The organism is Betaproteobacteria bacterium (assembly GCA_016713305.1).
Lineage (GTDB): Bacteria > Pseudomonadota > Gammaproteobacteria > Burkholderiales.
In genome coordinates this window covers 282,839-303,648 of sequence record JADJPK010000009.1, presented here as the reverse complement: position 1 = coordinate 303,648, position 20,810 = coordinate 282,839, and the positions used below count along the sequence as shown (strand labels likewise).

9 protein-coding genes are annotated in these 20,810 nt (G+C 68.2%); 6 read left to right on the top strand and 3 right to left on the bottom strand.

Going from position 1 to position 20,810, the window contains the following annotated elements; genetic code table 11:
- Nucleotides 1-453 precede the first annotated feature (453 nt).
- The 3 genes from IPK20_13570 to IPK20_13560 all read right to left on the bottom strand — a co-directional run bounded on the left by IPK20_13570 (nt 454) and on the right by IPK20_13560 (nt 13,122).
- Entirely contained in the window at nt 454-7,506 is a 7,053-nt protein-coding gene (locus tag IPK20_13570) for an LEPR-XLL domain-containing protein (GenBank protein ID MBK8017634.1), read from the bottom strand.
- Between the two features lie 653 nt (nt 7,507-8,159).
- Entirely contained in the window at nt 8,160-11,315 is a 3,156-nt protein-coding gene (locus IPK20_13565; protein MBK8017633.1) for an EAL domain-containing protein, read from the bottom strand.
- A gap of 184 nt (nt 11,316-11,499) precedes the next feature.
- Nucleotides 11,500-13,122, bottom strand: a complete 1,623-nt coding sequence (locus IPK20_13560; GenBank protein ID MBK8017632.1) for a methyl-accepting chemotaxis protein — start codon at nt 13,120-13,122, stop codon at nt 11,500-11,502.
- Between the two features lie 836 nt (nt 13,123-13,958).
- Between IPK20_13560 and IPK20_13555 the strand changes: the two genes are divergently transcribed.
- The 6 genes from IPK20_13555 (at nt 13,959) to IPK20_13530 (ending at nt 20,752) form a co-directional block, all read left to right on the top strand.
- Nucleotides 13,959-14,831, top strand: coding sequence for an STAS domain-containing protein (locus IPK20_13555; GenBank protein MBK8017631.1), 873 nt, complete (start codon nt 13,959-13,961; stop codon nt 14,829-14,831).
- Between the two features lie 6 nt (nt 14,832-14,837).
- Nucleotides 14,838-15,203 carry an STAS domain-containing protein gene (locus IPK20_13550; protein ID MBK8017630.1) on the top strand — a complete coding sequence of 122 codons (366 nt, stop codon included), beginning with the start codon at nt 14,838-14,840 and terminating at the stop codon, nt 15,201-15,203.
- An 83-nt stretch (nt 15,204-15,286) separates the two neighbouring features.
- Nucleotides 15,287-15,637, top strand: coding sequence for an anti-sigma regulatory factor (locus tag IPK20_13545; protein ID MBK8017629.1), 351 nt, complete (start codon nt 15,287-15,289; stop codon nt 15,635-15,637).
- Nucleotides 15,634-16,650 (top strand): SpoIIE family protein phosphatase, encoded by a 1,017-nt coding sequence (locus IPK20_13540; protein ID MBK8017628.1) that lies wholly within the window; start codon nt 15,634-15,636, stop codon nt 16,648-16,650. The genes IPK20_13545 and IPK20_13540 overlap by 4 nt, the downstream gene beginning before the upstream one ends.
- A complete protein-coding gene (locus IPK20_13535; protein MBK8017627.1) occupies nt 16,647-18,764 on the top strand; it encodes a response regulator in 2,118 nt (705 codons plus the stop codon). The genes IPK20_13540 and IPK20_13535 overlap by 4 nt, the downstream gene beginning before the upstream one ends.
- On the top strand, nt 18,761-20,752 hold the full coding sequence (locus IPK20_13530; GenBank protein MBK8017626.1) for a response regulator: 1,992 nt from the start codon (nt 18,761-18,763) through the stop codon (nt 20,750-20,752). The genes IPK20_13535 and IPK20_13530 overlap by 4 nt, the downstream gene beginning before the upstream one ends.
- Nucleotides 20,753-20,810 lie beyond the last annotated feature (58 nt).

Below are 20,810 nucleotides of genomic sequence, written 5' to 3'. Positions count from 1 at the left end.
CCTCGAGCGCCTCGCGGCGCGACTCGAACAGGCGGATGCGGATGTTCGCGGGGTCGGAGTCGTCGACGTTCACGTAGTAGAGCCGGCCGTCGGCCAGGCTGCCCACGCTGTCGCCGCCGCCGTTGAAGTACTTGACCATGTCGCCGTCGACCATCCCGGCGAGGGGACCCACGTTGATCGTGTCCGCGTCGCTGTCCACGGCGGCGGCCGGATCGAAGGTGCGTTCCGCCACGAGCGTGTGCCGGTCTTCCGGCACCGCGATGGGCGCGAGATCGATGGCGCCGGTTCCCGCCAGTGCCGCGGCGCGTGTGGCGTGCAGGCGCAGGGTCTGGCCATCGAGACCGCTCACGCTGACGAAGTAGGTCGCGCCGTCCACCAGGTCGCCCACGTCCGTGTCGTCCTGGTTGTTGTGGTAGACCACGGCGTCGCCGGTATCCAGTTCGTGGAAGTCGGTCAGCGTGATCGTGTCGGCCGCCCCGTCCACGCCGGTGCCCGCATCGAACGAGACTTCCTGGATCGGACGCGGGTCCACGAAGGGGAACAGGATGTCGTCCACGCCGGCGATTGCGGCGAGACGCCGCAGCTGGCGATCGGTCTCCTGGTCGAGGTGAGTCCGCCGAAGACGCCGCCGCTCTGGGCGGCGCTGGCGTCGTTGTTGGCCAGCGAGTCCGTGTCCGCGTTCACGTCCACGTTGTCGCCCACGATCATGTTGGCGCCGCCGTCGGCGATGGCGCCGCCCAAGGGGCCGCCGGCCGCGACCGCCGCGCCGACCCCCACGTCGTCGCCGCCGGCCTCGGCATCGGCGAGCGTGTTGGCGACGGCGGAGTGAGTGGCGTGGACGACGAGGTCGCCCGCGATGGTGCTCTGGTCGGTGCCGGGGCGGATGCGCGCCACGGTGTCGTTCCAGGTTCCGGTGAGCGCGACGGCGGCGGGGAAGCTGCCGGCGCTCTCCGTGCCTGCCCGGGCCGTGGTGTTGGACGTGTAGTTGCCGGTGGCGGTGATGCGCACGTCGTCGGCATTGGCGATCAGCGCATCGCCGATCTCCGCGATGGCGCTGTGCTTGATGGCATTGACCGCCAGGGAAGGGCCGACGCCGATGGTCGCCCCGAAGGGCACGGACGAGGCGTTGGCGTTGTAGAGGCCTTGGTAGGTCGTGCTGACGGAAACGTCGTTGCCTTCGTCGAGCGTGAGCACGGCCCCGTCGAGGATGCGGGCGACGTGCTGGCCGCCGCCTGTCTCGGTACCGTCCAGGATGTCGCGGGGGTCGCCCGACAGGTTGAGAGCGAAGGCACCCGCCACGCCCACGTCGCCGGCGCCCGCGCCGGAACGTGCCACCGCATCGAAGCGGTGAATGCCGTCGCCGCCCACGCCCGTGTGCAGCGTGATGGACGGCGCGGTGACGGTGCCGCCGATGGCGTTCTCCACGCGCTGCGCGTCCAGGTTGATGGCGACGGCCACGCCGACCCCGGTGGCCGAGTCCACGGTCTGCGCATCCGCCGTGGCGCTCACGTCCATGTTGCCGGTGGCCGAGACGATAGGCGTGCTGGCGGTCGTGAGTTCGCCGCCGTCCGACAGTTCAGCCGAGACGTACCCGTAGTCCAGGTTGACGGCCAGGGCGGCGGAAGCGCCGATCGGCCCGTCAGCCGTCTCTGCGCTCGCGCGCTGCAGGACGCGGATGACGTCTTCCGGTATCTCGCCCAAGCCGGCCAGCGCGAGCAGCCCTTCGAGCTGCGCTTCCAGCTTCTCCGTGACGATGTCGCCCGCCGGGTCGTTCTCCGCGCCGCTCTGGCCGGAGGTCGCGAGTGCCGTGAGGGGTGAATTATTGGTCGCGAGGATCGACACCGTGCCCGTGGGCACTTCGATGCGCATGCCGCTCGCGGCCTGGGCGCCTCCGACGACATAGCCCAGGGCGGCCGCACCGCCGAGGCTCGCGGTGCCGCCGACGCCGCTGTCCGTATCGGCGGTGTGGGTCGTCGCTGCCGTGTGCGCGGCCTGCACCCGGAGATTGCCGCTGATCGCCGACAGGCCGGTTGTGTTCGCCGTGCGCGCCACGGTGTTCATGTCGGCGTAGTTCGCGGCTGCGGCAGCCGGGACATTGACCGCGTTGGTCGCGCCGGCGGTGGCATCCGCCGTGAGCGTGTAGTCGCCGGTGGCCAGCACGTCGATGTCGCTGCGCGTACCGTCGCCCGTGGCCGTGCCGGTGATCGTGGCGTCCTGGATCTCGGCCAGTACCTGCAGCGTGATGGCGTTGGCGGACGCGGACGGGCCGATGCCCACGTCGGCCGTGGCCTGGGGGGTGGCCTGCGTGGTGGCCTCGTATCGTCCCTCGAAGTCCGCCCGCACGAGCAGGTCGCCGCCGCCCAGCAGCACGAGATCGGCGCCGCTCTGGATGATCGCGCCGTGTTGGCCGCCCGAGGGGGCGGGAATCGGCGGCAGCGTCGGCAGCGTGATCGGGGGGATCGCGAGCGGCGGCAGAGGGGCGGGCAGGGCAGGCAATGCCGGAAGGGCGGGGAGCGCCGGGATGGGAATGGCCAGCGGACCGATCGGCAGCAGCGGCGCGCTGTAGTTGACGGCGAACGCGCCGGCCACGCCGAGGTCCGAACCGCCGCCGCCACCGGAGATCGCGTTGGCTGTGAAGTCCGCCACGCCGTCGCCACCCAGCAGGGCTTCCACGGATATGGAGGGCGCCGTGACGTCGCCGCCGATGAAGGCCTGGTTGTTCTGGCCCATCGCGTTGGCGGCCAGGGACAGACCGATGGCGGTCGTCGAATCGACCGCCTCGCCCGTGGCGAAGGCGTCGGCATCGCTGTCCATCGTCGAGGTGACGGACACGTCGCCGTCTGCCACGATCTGCGCGCCGGTCGTGATGCCGGCCAGCGCGGTGTTGAAGTCCAGGTTGAGCGCGGCGGCCGCAGCGGCGCCCAGCGTGCCGTCGGTGGTGCGGAGCCGGTTGTCCGAGATGATCTCCCGGATGACCTTGGGCAGGCGCGGCTGGAACGTGTGCGGCACGTCGGAATCCGAGGCCGGCGCCAGATCGATGGCATTCACGCCGCCCTCGGCGTTCTCCTGGGAGGTGTAGAGCCGCACCGTGTTCTCGTCCACCACGCGGACGTAGTAGATCGAGCCGTCGGCGAGACCGCCGATGTTCTCGTCGTCGCTGCCGTTGGAATAGATGACGGAGTCGCCGGTCGCGAGGCCGTGGTCCGTGAGGGTCAAGGTGTCGGTGCCACCGTTCACGCCGGTCACCGGATCGGCCGTGAGTGCGGAACGCAGCAGCTGGTAAGCCTGTTCGAGGATGATGTCCATCCGCACGACCACCTCGATCTCGTCCGACTCCACGCCTTGGCTGCTGGCGATGGCATCGGCGTCCATGGTGGTCTGCGTGGTGGCCGCGATGATCACCGGTCCTGCGGCGTCGAGCCGGTTGCCGGCAGTGGCCTGCGCGCCCCCCTGCATCACGCCCAGCGCGATGGCCGCGCCCGCGCCGATCTCCGGGGCGGTTGCGTCGGCATTCGCGTGATGCGTGGCCGTGGCGCGGTGATCGGCCGTGACGGTGAACCCGCCGGTGATCGTCGTGGTCGTCGTGCTGTTGGTGACGTTCGCCGTGGTGGAGTTGTCGCTGATCAGGACCGCCACGGCCGCACCCGCGCTGTTGTCGGCGGCCGCTCCGGCCCTCGCGTCGGCGACGGTGTCGTACTGGCCGTCGGCCAGCACCGAGATGTCGTCGGCCCCCGTGATCGTGGCGTCCCGGATCTCCGCCAGGGTGCGGAAGCTGCCGCCATTGAGCTCGAACGACGCGCCCACGCCCAGCGCGGTCCCGGCGTCGAGCAGCGGGACGGCATCGGTCGTGTTGTCGAGGTTGGCGTCGGAGCGGACCGTGAGGTCGGTATCGTTGGCGAGCGTGAGCGAAGCGCCGTCGGCGATGAAGGCGTTGCTTCCGCCCTGGGCATACGTCGCCGCCACGGCGCCTGCGACTCCCACCGCCTGGATGCCGGTGCCCGACGTGGCCTGCGCGCTCAGCGTGTGAACCCCGTCACCGGACGGACCGGTGCGGACTTCGATGCCGCGGGCGCTCGCGGCACCGGCGATCGAGGCGGACTCGACGCTGTTCTGCGCGTCGATGGCCACGCCGGCCGCCAGGCCCACGAGGTTCAGGACGGCCGACGCGCTGCCCAGGGCGCTGGAGTCGACGTCACTCGTGCCCAGCACGGTGATCGATCCGCCGGACGACGTGACATTCCCGCCGGCCGCGATCTGTGCCGTCGAGAGCGAATTGCCGAGATTGACGCCGATGGCGGCTGCGCGTCCCTGGGTCTGGTTGTCGAGCAGTCCGGCAAGATCGTCGATATCGACATCGGCCTCCGTCCCCGGCGGAACGGGATTCCCGCCGAAGGCCAGGTTCGCGCGGTTGGACAGGAAGGCGATCTCGTCGCCGACGAGACTGCCGGCCGTGGTCGTGGCCGCATCGGCGCCGTGCACACCGGCGACACCCTCGGTCTCGTTCTCGACGTCCGCGTCGGCCGTGATCTGCACGGCACCGGCGGCGGTGATGGTGCCGGCCACGGAGGTGGTCGCCACATCGTTGGCGAGATTCACCGCCATGGGCAGCGCGAAGGACTCGGTCGGCGTGTCGTCCTGCGCGGCTGCCGCGTCGCCGCGCGCCCGCACGACGTTGGTGGCGCGGTGATTGGCACGCGCGGTGAAGGTGCCGCTCAGGGCGAGCGAGGCGCCACTTCCGATGGTGACGAGGCTCGAGTTCGCGGTGACGGACGCCGCCACGGTCTGGGCGCTCGCGTTGACCCCGGCCAGCGCGCCCGCTAGGGCGGAGATGAGCGAGGTCTGGGTACCGGTCGCCGTGACGCTCATGTCCCCCGCGCCTGTCAGGACGGCGCCGGGGTCCACGGACGCGAGCGTCGTGTAGGCCGAGATGTTCGTGGCGACGGAACGTCCCGTGCCCGTGTCCTGCGCGATGACGGCCGCACCTTCGGGTTCCGCCGAGGCGTCCGTCACCGTGGTGTTGACGGCAGCCACGTCGACATCGGTGTTGCCCACGAACGTGATGTTCGCGTTGGCACCGATGTAGGCGTGGCTCAGGTTGCCCTGGATCGTCCCGCCGCCGATGTTGCTGTTGAGGGCGAGGGAGGCCGCGTTGACGCCGGGGTTGGGGCCGTCCTGGCCGGCAGCACCGGAACGGGACAGCACATTGAGCGTGCTGCCTCCGCCCGTGTGCACATTGAGGGCCGTCGCCGTGATCGTGGGCGTGCCCTGGACGAAGGCCTCGTCGACGATGCGTGTGATGTTGGCTGCCACGGCGAAGCCGTTGTTCGTGGCGTTGTCGGTGGGCGTGCCGTCGGCGAACGTGTCGACGTCGAAAGCCGAGGACGCCAGCAGATCGACGGTGCTGTCGGAAGTGATGACTCCGCTGGTATCGATCGACGCGCGGGTCCGGCTGTCGAGAATGGTGGCGGCGAGGGCCGCCGCCGCGGTCTGGGGGCCGGCGGCGGTCGCGATGTCCAGCGTCGCGAGCGTCGGCGGATTAGCCGTCGCGCCGGCCGGGGTGGAATTGGCCGTGGTGGCGATCGTGCCGGTGGCCGTGGCGGTGATGTCCACGGAATCCGCTGCCGTCACGCTGGCGGCGTCCTCGATGAAAGCCTCGGTGACGGCGGTGATGTTGGTCAGCGCGACGGTGCTGCCAACCGTCGTCGTGGCGGCGATACCGTCGGCGGTGGAGGTCACCACGGTATTCGTGGCCGCAGTCAGCGCGAAGGCGCCGCCCGCGCTGACGGTCGCGCTGTTCGACATGCGGCTGCGCGCCGTGGTGCTGATGGCCGGCAGCGCGGACGCCACCTCGGTCGGCCCGCCCGGTGCGACGGCATTGGCCTGCACCGTGGCGTTGACGGTGGAGGTCGCGTTTGCGGTAAAGCTCCCGCTCGCGTTGATCGCCGCGTTGCCGGTGAGCGCAACTTCGGCGGACAGGGTGGCGCCCAGGCCCGCGCCGGGAACATTGGGCAACGGATTGGTGACGCTGGAGACGAGCGACGCGGTTGCGGTGAGGCTGATGGTTCCCCCCGTAAGCGTGGCACCGTTCACCGCGATGAGCGCCGCGGCGTTGGCCAGAGGGAATGTGTCCGGGGTGCCGATGCTGCCCACCGCGGCGGCGGCATTGAAGGTGATGTTCCCGGCCATCACGACGACGCCCGGGTCGACGGTGATCTGCTCCGTATTGACGGCGAACGGATTGCCGGAGAGGTTCACGCTGCCGGTGATCGTCACGGCGTCGTTGCCGCCTTCGCCGTTGATCGTCAGTGCGCCGTTGAACGAGAGCGCCTGGATCTCCAGCCGGTCGGCCGTGAGCGGTATTCCGAGGTCGTTGCCCAGATTGATCGTGAGGGACGCGCTCGGCTTGGCGAAGGTGATGCTCTCGAACGTCGGAACGGGATCCAGGCTCGTGAGCGAGAACTGCGCGCCGAGGTCCGTGAGCCGCGCGTTGTCCGTGAGATTGCTGGTGCGGATGATCCGGTTCGTGGTCGACGTGTTGTCGAAGATCGGCTCCAGGCCGGCGTACCTCAGCAGGTCGCCGTCACGCTCGATCGTCCCGGAATCCGGGCCCGTCGCCAGATAGATCACCGAGGAGAATGCGCCGGGGCCGAGCACCAGGGTGTCGAAGCCGCCCGTGTTCCCATCGAGGCCACCGCTGAGGGATCCTCCCGCCAGCACCGTGAATTCATCGCGGTTGCCTGCAGCGCCCAGCAGGTTCTCGACGCCTTCGAACGCGACGCCGCCCACGTGCCCGCGGTCGAGCCCGTCCACCGTCCATTCGCTGTCCAGCGCCGTGCCCGCGAGCGTGTCCGACCCTTCGCCACCCGCGAATCGCACGGACAGGCGGGAGGCCATCGCGGCATCGGTCCATTCAAGCCGGAGCCTGTCGGCCCCGCTGCCACCCACGATGCTGACTTCGAGCGACGAGTCGAGCGTGTGGGAGGCGAGAAGGGTGCCGGTGGCGGCATCACGCAGCAGCGCCGTGTCCACACCGTCGATGCGCGACAGGGAAAGCACCGCGTCGAGCGTGCTGCCACTGGCGGCGATGTAGTTCAACCCCGTGATACCGGCTGGGCTGGCTTGGGGGGCGTCGTTGCCAGAAGGCGACGGAGGCGGAAGAACTTCGATGGTCACCCGGCCTGCGGGGGCGGTGACGGAGCCGCTACCGGTCACACTCTGCGCTGCGGCCGCCAGAAGCGGATCCGCGGACGGACTCTCCGCAGAAACGCTCACGACGTGTTGCTGCTCTGCCGCATCCGCAGGTGGCACCACCGTCGGCAGCAAGTCCGCGGACAGCAGCAGACGCGCTTCGAGCGATTCGAATTCGATGCGGCGCCGGCGAGGAGGCGCGGTGCCAGCGGAGGAGGGATCGGGACCGAATGCATGACGGACTGCATCGGTGATGATGCGGCGCACGAGACCCGAGGGAACCACATGCGACGGCAACGCGACGTTCCGGGATTTCATCGGCACGGTCTCCTCCGACGATTGCAGGTTTTGTTTCGTTGACTTCTTTTATTTGGTCAAGATGACATAGGCGTGATCGCGAAGTCAATCGACACTTTGTTGCGCGCGCGTCGTTCCATAGCGCCAGTATTGGAGAATCGCGCGGTGACATCGTCCGGGCCATATGCGCATCGCCATACGGGAATGGTGATGGCATGGTGTTGTCGTCAAAGGGAGACGCGGACGAACGGAGCGCCGTGATCGATCCTGCGTGCGCGAAGCGCAGATCACTCCCCTCTCGATCAAGCGGGCGCCCCTCGAAAGTCGAAGGCTTTCTGGGATGGAACAGAGGGGCGGGGGCGAGGATGGGATCCGAGAGGCGCGAAGCGCAGATAGCTCCCCTCTCCTTCAAGGAGAGGGGCGGGGGTGAGGATGGGATCCGAGAGGCGCGACGCGCAGATGGCTCCCCTCTCCTTCAAGGAGAGGGGCGGGGGTGAGGATGGGTTGAGCCACGCCGGCAGGATTCTTCCAGGACGCCGGACGACTGACGCCCGAGCTTTGCGCGACCCATCCTCATCCTGTCCTTCTCCTTGAAGGAGAAGGGACCTGCTGCGGGCGGACAGGATCTGCGGCGAGCGCTGCGTGCCGATCGGATTCCCGATGCCCGGCCGATCCTAAGCCACTTCGTCTGCTGCCGCGTCGTGGAAGAGCCGGTCGCGCGCAGTGACGCACGCGCGTGGAACCAGGTGCGCCTCCATCGGCATTCCCAGCAGGAATCCCTGACATTCGTCGCAACCGGTGTTTCTCAGCAGGGCGCACTGCTCCGCCGTCTCCACGCCTTCGGCGATCACTCGCAGTTCCAGGGTGTGACCCAGCGCCACGATGGCCCGGACGATGGCGACGTCGTTCGCGTCTTCCAGCAGGTCCCGCACGAACGAGCGGTCGATCTTCAGCCGGTCGATGGGGAAGCTCTTGAGATAGCCGAGGCTCGAATAGCCGGTCCCGAAATCGTCGATCGACAGGGTGACGCCCAGCGCCTTGAGACGCTCCAGCATCTGCACAGTCTCCACTCCCCGGTGCATGACGGCGCTCTCGGTCAGTTCCAGGTCCAGCAGCCGGGCGGGCAGCCGTGTCTCGAGCAGCACGTTCGCCACCCGCTGGTCGAAGTTGTCGTCGCGGAACTGCAGGGGCGAGACGTTCACCGATACCGGAAAATCGGTAAGCCCCTGGTCCAGCCAGATCCGTCTCTGACGGCACGCCTGCGTGAGCAGGTATTCCCCCAGCGGAATGATGAGGCCGCTCTCCTCCGCGACGGAGATGAATCGTGCCGGGGGCACGAGGCCCAGCTTGGGGCTGTTCCATCGCACGAGCGCCTCCACACCGACCACCCGCCCGGTCGCCATGGAACACTGGAGCTGGTAGTGCAGCACGAACTCCCGCCGCGACAGGCCCGCACGCAGTTCGGACTCGAGCGTGAGCCGCTCGAGCGCCCGTTCGTTCATGTCCGCGGTGAAGAACTGGTAGCCGTTGCGGCCCTTTTCCTTGGCCTGGTACATGGCCGTATCGGCATTCCGGATCAGCACGTCCATGTCCTCGCCGTCGTCCGGGTACACCGATACGCCGATGCTCGTCGTCACATGGATGTCGTGGTCGTCCAGGTGGAAGTCTTCCGCCAGCGCATCGAGCAGCCGGTCGGCCACCGCGCCGAGGTAGTTGGTGTCCTTCACATCGGGAACGATCACCACGAACTCGTCTCCGCCCAGACGGCAGACCGTGTCGTTTCGCCGCAACGCGTGAGCGAGCCGGGACGCGACGCCCTGCAGGAGGCGGTCTCCCACGGGATGTCCGAGGGAGTCGTTGATGTTCTTGAAGCGATCCAGATCGATCAGCATCACGCCCACCCGGTGCTTCTGCTGGCGAGCGACCACGATGGCATCTTCCAGCCTCTCCTGCATCAGGAACCGGTTGGGCAGGTCCGTCAGAGGATCGTGCTGGGCGAGGTGATTGATCCTTTCCTCCGTTGCCTTGCGCTCGCTGATGTCGGAAAAGATGGCGACGTAGTGGGTCACTCTTCCGGCGAGATCCTGCACGACGCTGATGTGCTGCCACTCCGGATACACGCTGCCGTCCTTGCGCCGGTTCCAGATCTCCCCCTGCCAGTGACCGGTCCGTGCGATGGCAGTCCACATGCGCGAATAGAACTCGCGGTCCTGCCGGCCGGACGAGAGCAGGCGAGGCGTCTGGCCGATCACCTCGTCCAGCGTGTAGCCGGTGATCTCGAGAAAGGCAGGATTGACGGCGATGATGCGCTGGCGCTCGTCGGTGATGAGTACGGCGTCGCCGGTCGTCTCGAACACCATGGAGTACAGCCGCATCCGGCTCTCCAGCCGCCGGCGGTCGCTGATGTCGCGGATGACCGCCTGGTACCAGACGCCCTGCGCGTCCGTCAGCGCGCGTCCGCTGATCTCCACCGGGAACACGGTGCCGTCGGCCCGCCGGTGTTCCGTCTCGAACAGCAGCCCGCGTTCGCCACAGCGCATCCAGTCGAGTTCGTGCGCCTCGACCGCATCGAGGCTGCAGAGGTCGCGCAGACGCATGCCAACGAGATCGTCGGGCGGGACGCCGTATTGCGCAGCCGCCCTCTCGTTGATCTCGACGATCCGGCGCTCGCCGTCGGCCAGCAGGATCACGTCGTTGGAAGTCCGCGTGAGGGAGCCGTAGTGCCGGGCCAGCGCGCGCCGCGCTTCCTCCGCCCGCAGCCGCTCCAGCGCCACGCGCGTCCGTTGCTGCCGCCACCACGATCCGACCGTCAGTCCGCACAGCAGAACGGCCGAGAGGGTGGCAACCAGGATCGTGCGGGTCTGCCGGACAAGCGGCGCATAGACTTCCGCGGCGTCCACCTTGGACACGAGCGACCAGGGCGAAGCCGGAACCTTCCTGCCGTAGCCGACCACGCGCACGCGGCGATAGTCCTCTCCCTCCAGCATTCCCTCGTAGCCTTTCATCACCTGGGCGGCGAGCAGCTCTGGCCGGTTCGCATCCACGTGCAGGGCCAGGGGGGGGCCGGGACGGTGCTTGAGCGCGTTGAGATAGACGATCCGTTCGTCCTCGGTCCGGAACAGGAACGTCTCCGCCGTGGCGCTGCCTGTGGGATTGGCCTGGACGATGGGATAGAGGTACTGCGATGGATCGACTTCGAGTCTGAGACTCGGACAGGCCGCGGCCGGATCGCTTCCGTTCTGCCCGATGCACACGTGCAGGGCCATGCGGATGGCACCGGCGTCGCCGAATATCTGGAGGTCCTGCCACTGGACCGGATCCTCGCTGTAGCCGTCGTCCGGAGGGGCGTCGGCGGGGATGACGGCATCTCCCGCCGAATCGATCACGCGGCCCCTGCGGTCGAAGACCGTCACCGCCGAGAACTGGCGCGTGCGCAGAAGGGCCTGCAGGCGGAACGCGATGTCCCGCAGCCGCGGCGTCTCGCGCCGCGCGCTTCGCTCGAGTGCGTCGACGTCGCGAGCGAATGCGGGATCGGTCGCGAGCGTCAGCGCGCGGTCGTGGAGTTCTGCGCGCCAGGACTCGATCTGGGCGATCTTGATGGACGTCACGGCGCTGAGGACCGTCTGCACCTCCGCCTTGGCGGCAGATTCCGCGCGGCGGTGGGCAAGGACGCCGGCGGCGACGATGACGAGGACGAGCACCGTGAAGGACAGCAGGAGCACCCAGAAGGGGCGTTCCTGTGGTGGGGCGGGCGGCAAGGGAAGGCCGGGACCCACGGGGGATTCATCGGCCGACGGTTCGCGCTCCGTCAGCCCGGGCATCGTGATCATGGCGGTGAGTGGGGGTCTGCTCGAGGGTCGCGGATCGTGTGGCCGTGGGAATCGGGCGATGGCAAGGCGGGCGGCTGACTTCGTCGGCGGAAGCCTTGTGTGCTCCGGCACACGGCGGCTCGACCCGTCGCGTCATCCGCCTGCCCACACTTCGTCCCCATCACGCACATCGATCCGGCCCGTCCTAGAGGCTGAAGCGGCTCACGGCCTCGTGCGCTTCGACGGCGAGCTTCTCGAGACGGTGGGCCGTCTCGGCCGCGGCGCGCGTCGCCGCGCTGTTCTCCTCCGACATCTGCGCGACCCGCTCGATGTTGCCGGCAATGTCGTTGCTCGCCACGCTCTGTTCCTTGAGCGCCCGGGAGATCTCGTTCACGGTGCCCACGAGCTTCTCCGCGCTGTCGCCGATCGCGCTCATGGATTCGCCGGCACGGTGGGCGAGCGCCACGCCGCTGCTCACGCGGGTCACCACGCCCTGCATCGTGGTGACAGCGGCCTGAGCGCGGTTCTGTGCCGAGAGGATCATCGCGGCGATCTCGGTGGTGGCGGCGGCGGTGCGCTCCGACAGCTTGCGCACCTCGTCGGCCACCACGGCGAAGCCGCGCCCCGTCTCGCCGGCCCGGGCGGCCTCGATGGCGGCATTGAGGGCGAGCAGATTCGTCTGCTCCGCCACGTCCTTGATGACCTGGACGATGCCGGAGATCTTCTGCGACTCGTCACCCACGTCGTGGATGATCGCGGACGCCGCTTCCACGGCTTCCGAGATCTTGCCCATCTCCTCCACGGTGTTGCCGATCACCTGCCGTCCGCTGGACGACTGCAGGCCGGTTTCGTTCGTGGCCTGGCGGGCGACGTCCGCGCTTTCGGCCACGTGAGTGATCGAGACCGTCATTTCCTCCACTGCCGAAGCCATGCTCGAGGCAGATTCGCTCTGCCGCGCCGTGCCCGCGGCGAGTTGGACGGCCGCGGCGGAAAGCTGTTGCGCAGCCCCCGAAACGCTGTCGGAGTTCGATTTCAGCTCGCTGATCATGTTTCGCAGGCTGGTCTGCATGTCACGCATGGCCGCAAGCAGACTGGTACGGTCGCCCGGCTGCAGCACGATCTCGTGCGTGAGATCGCCCCCGGCGATTCGTTGCACCACCGCTTTCGCCTCGTCGGGCTCGCCGCCCAGCGGCCGCATGACCGACCGGATGATCGAGACCGCGAGCAGCACGGCGGCGATGCCGCCGATGGCCAGGAACAGCGAAATCACGTTGCGCGCAGTGGTATAGGTTTCATGCGATTGCCGGCCGCTTTGCTCGAGGATCGTGCCCTGGAACTCGATGAGCCGGGTCACCGAGCCGAGCAGCGCGGCGAGACGCGGAACGGTCTCCGAGGACATGCGGCGCGACGCCTCGGCCGTCTGCCCCGCGTCCAGCAGCCGGGACACCTCGTGGAAGGACGCCACGTACTCGCTGCGCCGGGACTTCACCTCGGCGAGCAGCGACTGTCCCTCGGGGCGATAGAGAAGCTTCTCCAGCTTGTCCAGTCGCTCGGTGATCGCCAGGACGTTCTTCCCGATGCGCTCCTTTACCGGAGCCCGGTCGTCCGTCAGGAAGAGCAGGAAGGTCTCGCGCGCATTCGCATTCATGAGGTCCATGGCCTCGTTGGCCAGGACCGTCTTGTTCCAATCCACGGTCACGATCCTGTCCAGTGTCGAGTCCAGGCTCGACAGCCGGTTGAGCCCCAGCAGGCCCGAGACGGCCAGCATTGCGAAGAAGAAGCCGAAGCCGTAGGCGAGCCTGCGGCGGATGGTGAGCTTTCCGAGCATCGTTGTTCCCTTTGTCCCGATGGCGAAGCGGCGACGGCACGCCGCGCGGTTCGCGGTGTGGGTGCGCCATGGCTGCGAGCGATTGACGGCGAGTGCTCCCGGCGGAAACGGGTCCGGGAGAAGGAGGGGATGGGACCTGGCGGAGGGCGAGGCCGAACACATGCGGGGGGTTCGGCGATCCGGCCGGTCGGGCCGACGTGTCACGGGCATCCGGGGCGAGGCGCGCGTGAGCGGGCAAGGCACCTGATGCTCGATGATGGTGCAGTTATCGGCAGGGCGGAGCGGACCTGAATGGTGATGTCGGGAGCGATTCCCGGTCGCGCATCGGAACGAATTGCGGGTGCTCTGCGGTCCCTTCACTTTTGGACAGGGGATCGGTGCAGGTTACGGTGTGTTGAGCGCGGATTCCTGCAATTTGAACAGAAGTCATTTGTCTAACTACGGCCGTCTTCCCTAGAATGACAACGGCGTGGTGCTGACAGACAGGACCGGAAATGAAGGGATCCTGCGGGCGTTGCGTTTTTCCCCGAACCGACGAGTCGTCCTATGCATCCGCCTCTGCATCCGGGCCTGTGGCCCGGAGTGCGACGCGCTGCGCTTTGCGTGTGTTGCCTGCGCACCGCTCGCCTTCCTTTATTGCCGGTACGCCGGGGCAGGTGCCCTCGCGTGCGAATGTCCATGGCCGGTCCGGGATCGCCGCAGCCGCGAAGCCGGCGGCCCCGGCCGGCGTCCGGCCGATCTCCTGAAACTGCACGCCAGCTCCCGGACGGTATGCCGGTGCATCGCGCCTGCAGCCGTTTCCCGTTCCTCCGCACGCTCATCACCACGGAAGCCCAATGAACGCCATCACTCCGCAGCAGCTGCGCGGTCTGCTCGAAGCGCACGAAACCAATATTCTGGAAGACTGGGTTGCGCGGCAGAAGGCATCTGCCGCCTTTCGCCCTGACCTCATCGGCGAAAAGGCGCTCGCCACGCAGTCGACCGAATTTCTGCGCGCGCTCCTGGCCGCGCTGGAACATGCCACCTCCACCGACATCTTCAGGACCGAATGGACCGATGTGAGGCACATGCTGGAAGACATCTCGGCGAGCCGCGCGCACCAGGGTTTCAGTCCGTCGGAAACGGCGACCTTCGTGTTCTCGCTCAAGGAAGCGCTGTTCTCGGTGCTGCGGGAGAAATTGCGGCACGACGGTCAGGCGCTGGCCGACACCCTCTGGTACACGACCGAACTGGTGGACAAGATGGGGCTGTTCACTACGGAGGCGTACCAGAGAAGGCGCGAGGAAGTCATCGTGCGCCAGCAGCGCGAACTGCTCGAGCTGTCGACGCCGGTCGTGCAGCTGTGGGACGACATCGTCGCGCTGCCGCTCGTGGGGACCCTCGACTCCTCGCGTGCGCAGGTGGTGATGGAAACGCTGCTGCAACGCATCGTGGACACGGGCGCGGCCATCGCCATTCTTGATATCACCGGGGTGCCCACCGTGGACACGCTGGTTGCGCAGCACCTGCTGAAAACCATCGCCGCCACCCGCCTCATGGGGGCGGATTGCATCATCAGCGGCATCCGGCCGCAGATCGCCCAGACCATCGTGCATCTGGGGGTCGATCTGGGGGAGGTCGTGACCAAGGCGACGCTGGCGGATGCCTTTGCGGTCGCGCTGCAGCGCACGGGCGCCCGCATCGTGGCCGGCGCGCACTCCGAGGGCTAGAGGACCGTGGACCGCATCCCGATCCTGAAGATGGGCAGGTTCCTGCTGGTCACCATCCAGGTGGACATGCACGACCGGCTCGCCCTGGCGCTGCAGGAAGACCTCACGAATCGCATCGCGGCGGAACGGTCACGCGGCGTGCTCATCGACATCTCCGCGCTGGACATGGTGGATTCTTTCATCGGACGGATGGTGGCCAACATCGCGGGGATGGCCCGCGTGCTGGACGCCGAGACCGTCGTGGTGGGTATGCAGCCGTCGGTCGCGATCACGCTGGTGGAACTCGGATTGCCTCTCGTCGGCGTGCAAACGGCGCTGAACGTGGAGAAAGGCATGGCACTGCTGCAGACGCGAGTGAAGCAGCGTCTGTGACGACTTCTGCCCGCGGCGCAGGAAGCGGCGGCGTGGCCGATCACGCGACTCTGCCGATTCGCAGCTCGGAGGACATCGTCCGCATGCGTCAGGCCGTTCGTGAGAGGGCGCTCGCCCAGGGTTTCGGACTGGTCGACCAGACCAAGGTGGTCACGGCCGCCAGCGAACTGGCGCGCAACACGCTCGACTACGGGGGTGGCGGCGAAGTCACCATCGAATCGCTCTCGCACGCCGGACGCACGGGCTTGCGCCTGGTCTTTGCAGATCGCGGCCCTGGCATTCCCGACATAGAGCGCGCACTCAAGGACGGCTTCACCACGGGCAACGGTCTGGGGCTGGGCCTGGGCGGCGCCAAGCGCCTGTCGAGCGAATTCGACATCGACTCGATCCCGGGACAAGGCACGCGGATCACCATCACGCGGTGGCGCGCATGAGCAGCGGCGGCATCGCACTCTCGGTGGACGAGGGGAGCGCCGTGGCGGAAGCCCGCCGTCAGGCTTCGATCATGGCCGGCGCAATGGGCTTCAACGAGGAACGGGCCGGTGTCCTGGCGCTGGTGGTGACCGAGGCGGTGTCCAATATGGTCAAGCACGCCGGGAACGGCACGCTCGTCCTGCAGCGGCGTTCCGACGCCCGGGCGCGGGGAGTGGAGGTGTTGGCGCTGGACCGGGGGCCCGGCATGGCCAGCGTCACCGCCAGCATGCGGGACGGCCACTCCACCGCGGGCTCGCCGGGCTGGGGCATGGGCGCGCTGTCACGGCTCGCCTCGGACCTCCAGATCCATTCCCGGAGCGGGGAGGGAACGATCCTGCGCTGCGTCGTGTGGCGCGATGATCCGCCCGCGCCGCCGCGCCATCTGGAGTACGGAGCCGTGTGTGTTCCGCTCAAGGGCGAACTCGTGTCCGGGGACAGTTGGGGCCTCCATGCGTCAGGCTGCCGCCATCGGCTCATCGTGGTCGACGGGCTGGGCCATGGGCCCGAGGCGGCGGAGGCGGCAAGGCGGGCAACGGAAGTCGTGGAAAATTCGGGCGCCACTTCCCCGCAGGACTGTCTCGAGTCGGTGCACCTCGCCTTGCGGCCCACCCGCGGCGCTGCCGCTGCAGTGGTGGACTTGCGTCCCGCGGGAGGAACCGGCGCTTTCTGCGGGGTAGGGAACATCGGCTGCATGGTCTGCGTCGGCGACACTTCCCGCAGCCTTGCCTCGCACAACGGCATCCTGGGACACCAGGTGCGCAAGTTCCAGACGTTCGATTTCCCGTTTCCCGCCGGAGCGCTCCTGTATGCCTATTCGGATGGCATGACGTCCCGCTGGGACCCGTCCGCCTATCCGGGCCTGGTGGCGCGGCATCCGTCTCTCATTGCCGGTGCCCTGTTCAGGGATCACAGCCGCGGGCGCGACGACACCACGATCGTCGTGATCCGCAACCTCGGCACGGAGGTTCCATGACGCAACGGCTGATCTCCCTCGCGATCGATCACGAGCAGGACGTCGTCGCGAGCCGGCAGCGGGCGCGGCAGGTCGCTGCGCTGCTCGGCTTCGAAGCGCAGGACCAGACGCGCATCGCCACGGCAGTATCCGAGATCGCGCGCAACGCCTTCCGCTACGCCGGCAAGGGGCGGGTCGAGTTCGAACTGGAGGGCACCAGCGCGCCGCAGCTGCTGATCGTCCGCATCGCGGATCGGGGCCCGGGAATACGCGACCTCAACGCCATACTCGACGGCCGGTACCGGTCCTCCACGGGCATGGGCCTGGGCATTCTGGGCGCACGTCGCCTCATGGATCAGTTCGGCATCCGTTCGGCGCCCGGCGAGGGCACCGACGTCACGCTGAAGAAGATCCTGCCCCCCGGGACGGCTGTCCTCGGGCGCACGGATCTCGCCGCGCTGGCCAATGCACTGGCCGCCAATCCGCCGGCCACGCCCCTGCAGGAGATCCAACAGCAGAACCGCGAGCTGTTGCGCGCACTCGAGGAAGTGCGACAGCGGCAGGACGAACTGGTGACGCTCAACCGGGAGCTGGAGGACACCAACCGGGGGGTCGTCGCGCTGTATGCGGAGTTGGACGAGAAGGCGATGCACCTGCGCCGGGCGGACGAGATGAAGTCGCGCTTCCTGTCCAACATGAGCCACGAGCTGCGCACACCGCTCAATTCGATCCGTGCGTTGTCCCGCCTGCTGATCGATCGCAGCGACGGGCCGCTCACGCCCGAACAGGAGAAGCAGGTGCACTTCATCCGCAAGTGCGCGGAGGGGCTCACCGAGATCGTGGACGACCTGCTGGACCTGGCCAAGATCGAGGCGGGCAAGATCGACATCCAGCCCGCGGAGTTCTCCGTGCCCGATCTTTTCAGCGCGCTTCGCGGAATGCTGCGGCCGCTGCTCGTGTCCGAATCCGTGCAGCTGCATTTCGAGGAGCCGGAGGGCGTGCCCGCGCTTTTCAGCGACGAGGCCAAGGTCTCGCAGATCCTGCGTAACTTCATCTCCAATGCCCTCAAGTTCACCGAACGCGGCGAGGTCCGCGTCACGGTGGCTTACGAGCCGCGAACGGACAAGGTGAGCTTCGCAGTGGCCGATACCGGCATCGGCATCGCGCCCGAGGACCAGGAATTCATCTTCGAGGAATTCACCCAGGTCAAGGGACCGCACCAGCGGCGGGTGAAGGGCACGGGTCTGGGCCTGCCGCTGTGCAAGAAGTTCGCGACGCTGCTCGGGGGAACGATCTCGGTGCGCAGCGAGCGCGGCAGGGGGTCGGTGTTCGAAGCGACGATTCCGGTGAAGTACCCGGCGCATCGCGAGGCGGACGCCCCGGTGGCGGCCATGCGGACCGACGCGATGCGCATGCCGGTGCTGGTGGTGGAAGACGACGAGAACGCGCAGCTCGTGTACCAGAAGTTGCTGCGAAGCTTTCCCTATCAGTGGGTCGGCGCCCGCACCCTGCGGCAGGCGTACGAGGCCGTCGCCCACATGCGTCCGGCCGCCATCGTGCTGGATCTCCTGCTGCGTGGCGAGCAGACCTGGCACTGGCTCGGAGAATTGAAGGCGGACCCCGTCACGCAGGACATTCCCGTGGTCATCGTGAGCACCACGGACGACCGGCGCAAGGCCTTCTCGCTGGGCGCGGATGCCTATCTGATCAAACCGTTCGAACCGGCGGAACTGCTTGCGCAGCTGGACGGCCTCACCGGCCGGCGCATCCTGCTGATCGACGACGATCCCGCGGCCCGCTACATGATGCGCCGCATGCTGGATGCGATGGGTCACCAGGTGCTGGAGGCGACCGACGGCGGTTCGGGGCTGCAGGCGGCGCAGGCGGCCCGGCCGCGGCTCATCGTGCTGGATCTCGGCCTGCCGGACATCGGCGGCGAGCAGGTGCTGGAGCGTCTGTCCGAAGATCCGGCCACGCGGGATATCCCCGTGCTCATCGCCACCAGCCGCGATCTGTCGAACCAGGAGCGGCAGACGCTCGCGCGGCGCGCCAGGGCCGTGCTGGACAAGCGCGACGCGGAAACGCTGATGCTGGCGCACGTGTCGTCCATCCTCGGCGTGGAGGCGCGGCCATGAGCCCGGGACGCAAGGCCGATCTCGTCCTCAACGTCGACGACGACGAGATCGGCCGCTACACCAAGACACGGATCCTGCGGCAGGCCGGCTTCGACGTCATGGAAGCCGGCAACGGCACGGATGCCCTGAACGCCGTGCGCATGTTCCGGCCGCAGCTGGTCCTGCTGGACCTGCAACTGCCCGACATGGATGGCTTCGAGGTGTGCCGGCAGATCCGCGCCGATCCCGCATCGATCCGCCTGCCCGTGCTGCACATCACGGCGACGGCGCGGGCGCACGAGGAAACGGAAGCGAGCAGCCTGCAAAGCGGTGCCGACATCTTCCTGGCGCAGCCGGTGGAGCCGCAGGAACTGCTCACGGTGGTGCGCACGCTCCTGAGGCTGCGTGCCGTCGAGCTCGATCTCGTGGAAAGCGAGCAGCGGATGCGTCTGGCCACGGAGGGCGCCGGCATCGCGACCTGGGACATCGACATGCGCGACGGCTCGGCGCACTTCAGCCAGCAGCTTTTCCGGTTGCTGGGAATGGAGCCGTCCTCCGCGCCGGTCACGTGGGAGATGTGGCGCCGCAGGATCCATCCCGACGACCAGATCTCGGTCATGAAAGCCTCTGACCGGGCGCGCCGCACGGGCGAGCTGTTCAGCCAGGAGCACCGGATCGTTCGCGCCGACGACAGCACCGAGCGATGGCTTGCTCCCTACGGGCGCACCCACGGCGACGTGACCGGCGAGGCGACGCGGTTCATCGGCGTGGTCGTGGACATCACGGCCCGCAAGCGTGCCGAGGCCTATCGCGAGGAGCTGTTGCGCGTGGAGCACGCCGCCCGGCGGGAGGCAGAGAACCTGGCACGGCTGAAGGACGAGTTTCTCGCCACCCTGTCGCACGAACTGCGCAGCCCCATGAGCGCGATTCTCGGCTGGCTGCATCTCCTGCGCACCGGAAAGCTCGACTCGGCCCAGCAGGCCCAGGCGGTGGAGACGATCGAGCGCAACGCCCAGTTGCAGAACCAGCTCATCAACGACCTGCTGGACATTTCGAGCGTCATCGCCGGCAAGCTGGAACTGCAGCGCGGGCAGGTGCTCCTGACCGAAATCGTGGACCGGGCGGTCCAGTCGGTCCGGCTGTCGGCCGATGCCAAGCAGGTCAGCATTACGTCCACGGTGGAACCCGCGGGACCGCTGTACTTCGACGCGAGCCGGATGCACCAGGTGTTCGTGAACCTGCTGTCCAATGCCATCAAGTTCACGCCATCGGGACGGCGCGTCCAGGTGACGGGGGCGCGGCAGGGGGAACGGTACGGGGTGACGATCCGCGACGAAGGCGAAGGGATCGCGCCGGAAGTCCTGCCGCTGCTGTTCGAGCGGTTCCGGCAGGCGGACGGATCGACCACCCGGCGCCATGGCGGCCTGGGACTGGGCCTTGCCATCGTCCGGCACCTGGTGGAACTGCACGGCGGCACCGTCACGGGATCCAGCGAGGGCCTGGGACAAGGCGCGACGTTCACGGTCGTCCTGCCCATGACGCCGGTGCCCACGAACGGCAGCGCTTCGCCGGCCTCGCGCGACGAGGCATCCGGGGTGTCTTCGGGGACGCACGGAGTGCTTGCGGGACTTCGGGTGCTCATCACCGACGACGAGGCCAGCGCACGCAGCCTCATGTCCCAGGTGCTGGCCTCGGAAGGCGCGCAGGTTCGCACGGCCGAGAGCGGCCAGTCGGCATTCAGGATCTGCAGCGCGTGGAAGCCGGACGTCGTCATCCTGGACATCGGCATGCCTGACGAGGATGGCTATTCCGTGCTGAGGCGCATGCGAGCCGAGGAGGGCTGCCTCCGACCGGACGTGCCGGCGGTGGCCGTCACCGGCTTCGCACACGAGTCGGACCGCAGCCGCGCTCTCGAGGCGGGGTTCTCGGCCCACGTCGTCAAGCCCTACGACATCGACCGGATGGTACGGCTCATCGCCCAGGTCTCGGGCCGCTCACGCACTGCATGATGCCCTGGTGCGCGTCCGATGCGGGTGGCGCAAGGCCCGGGCGGCCGGCGCCGTCGTC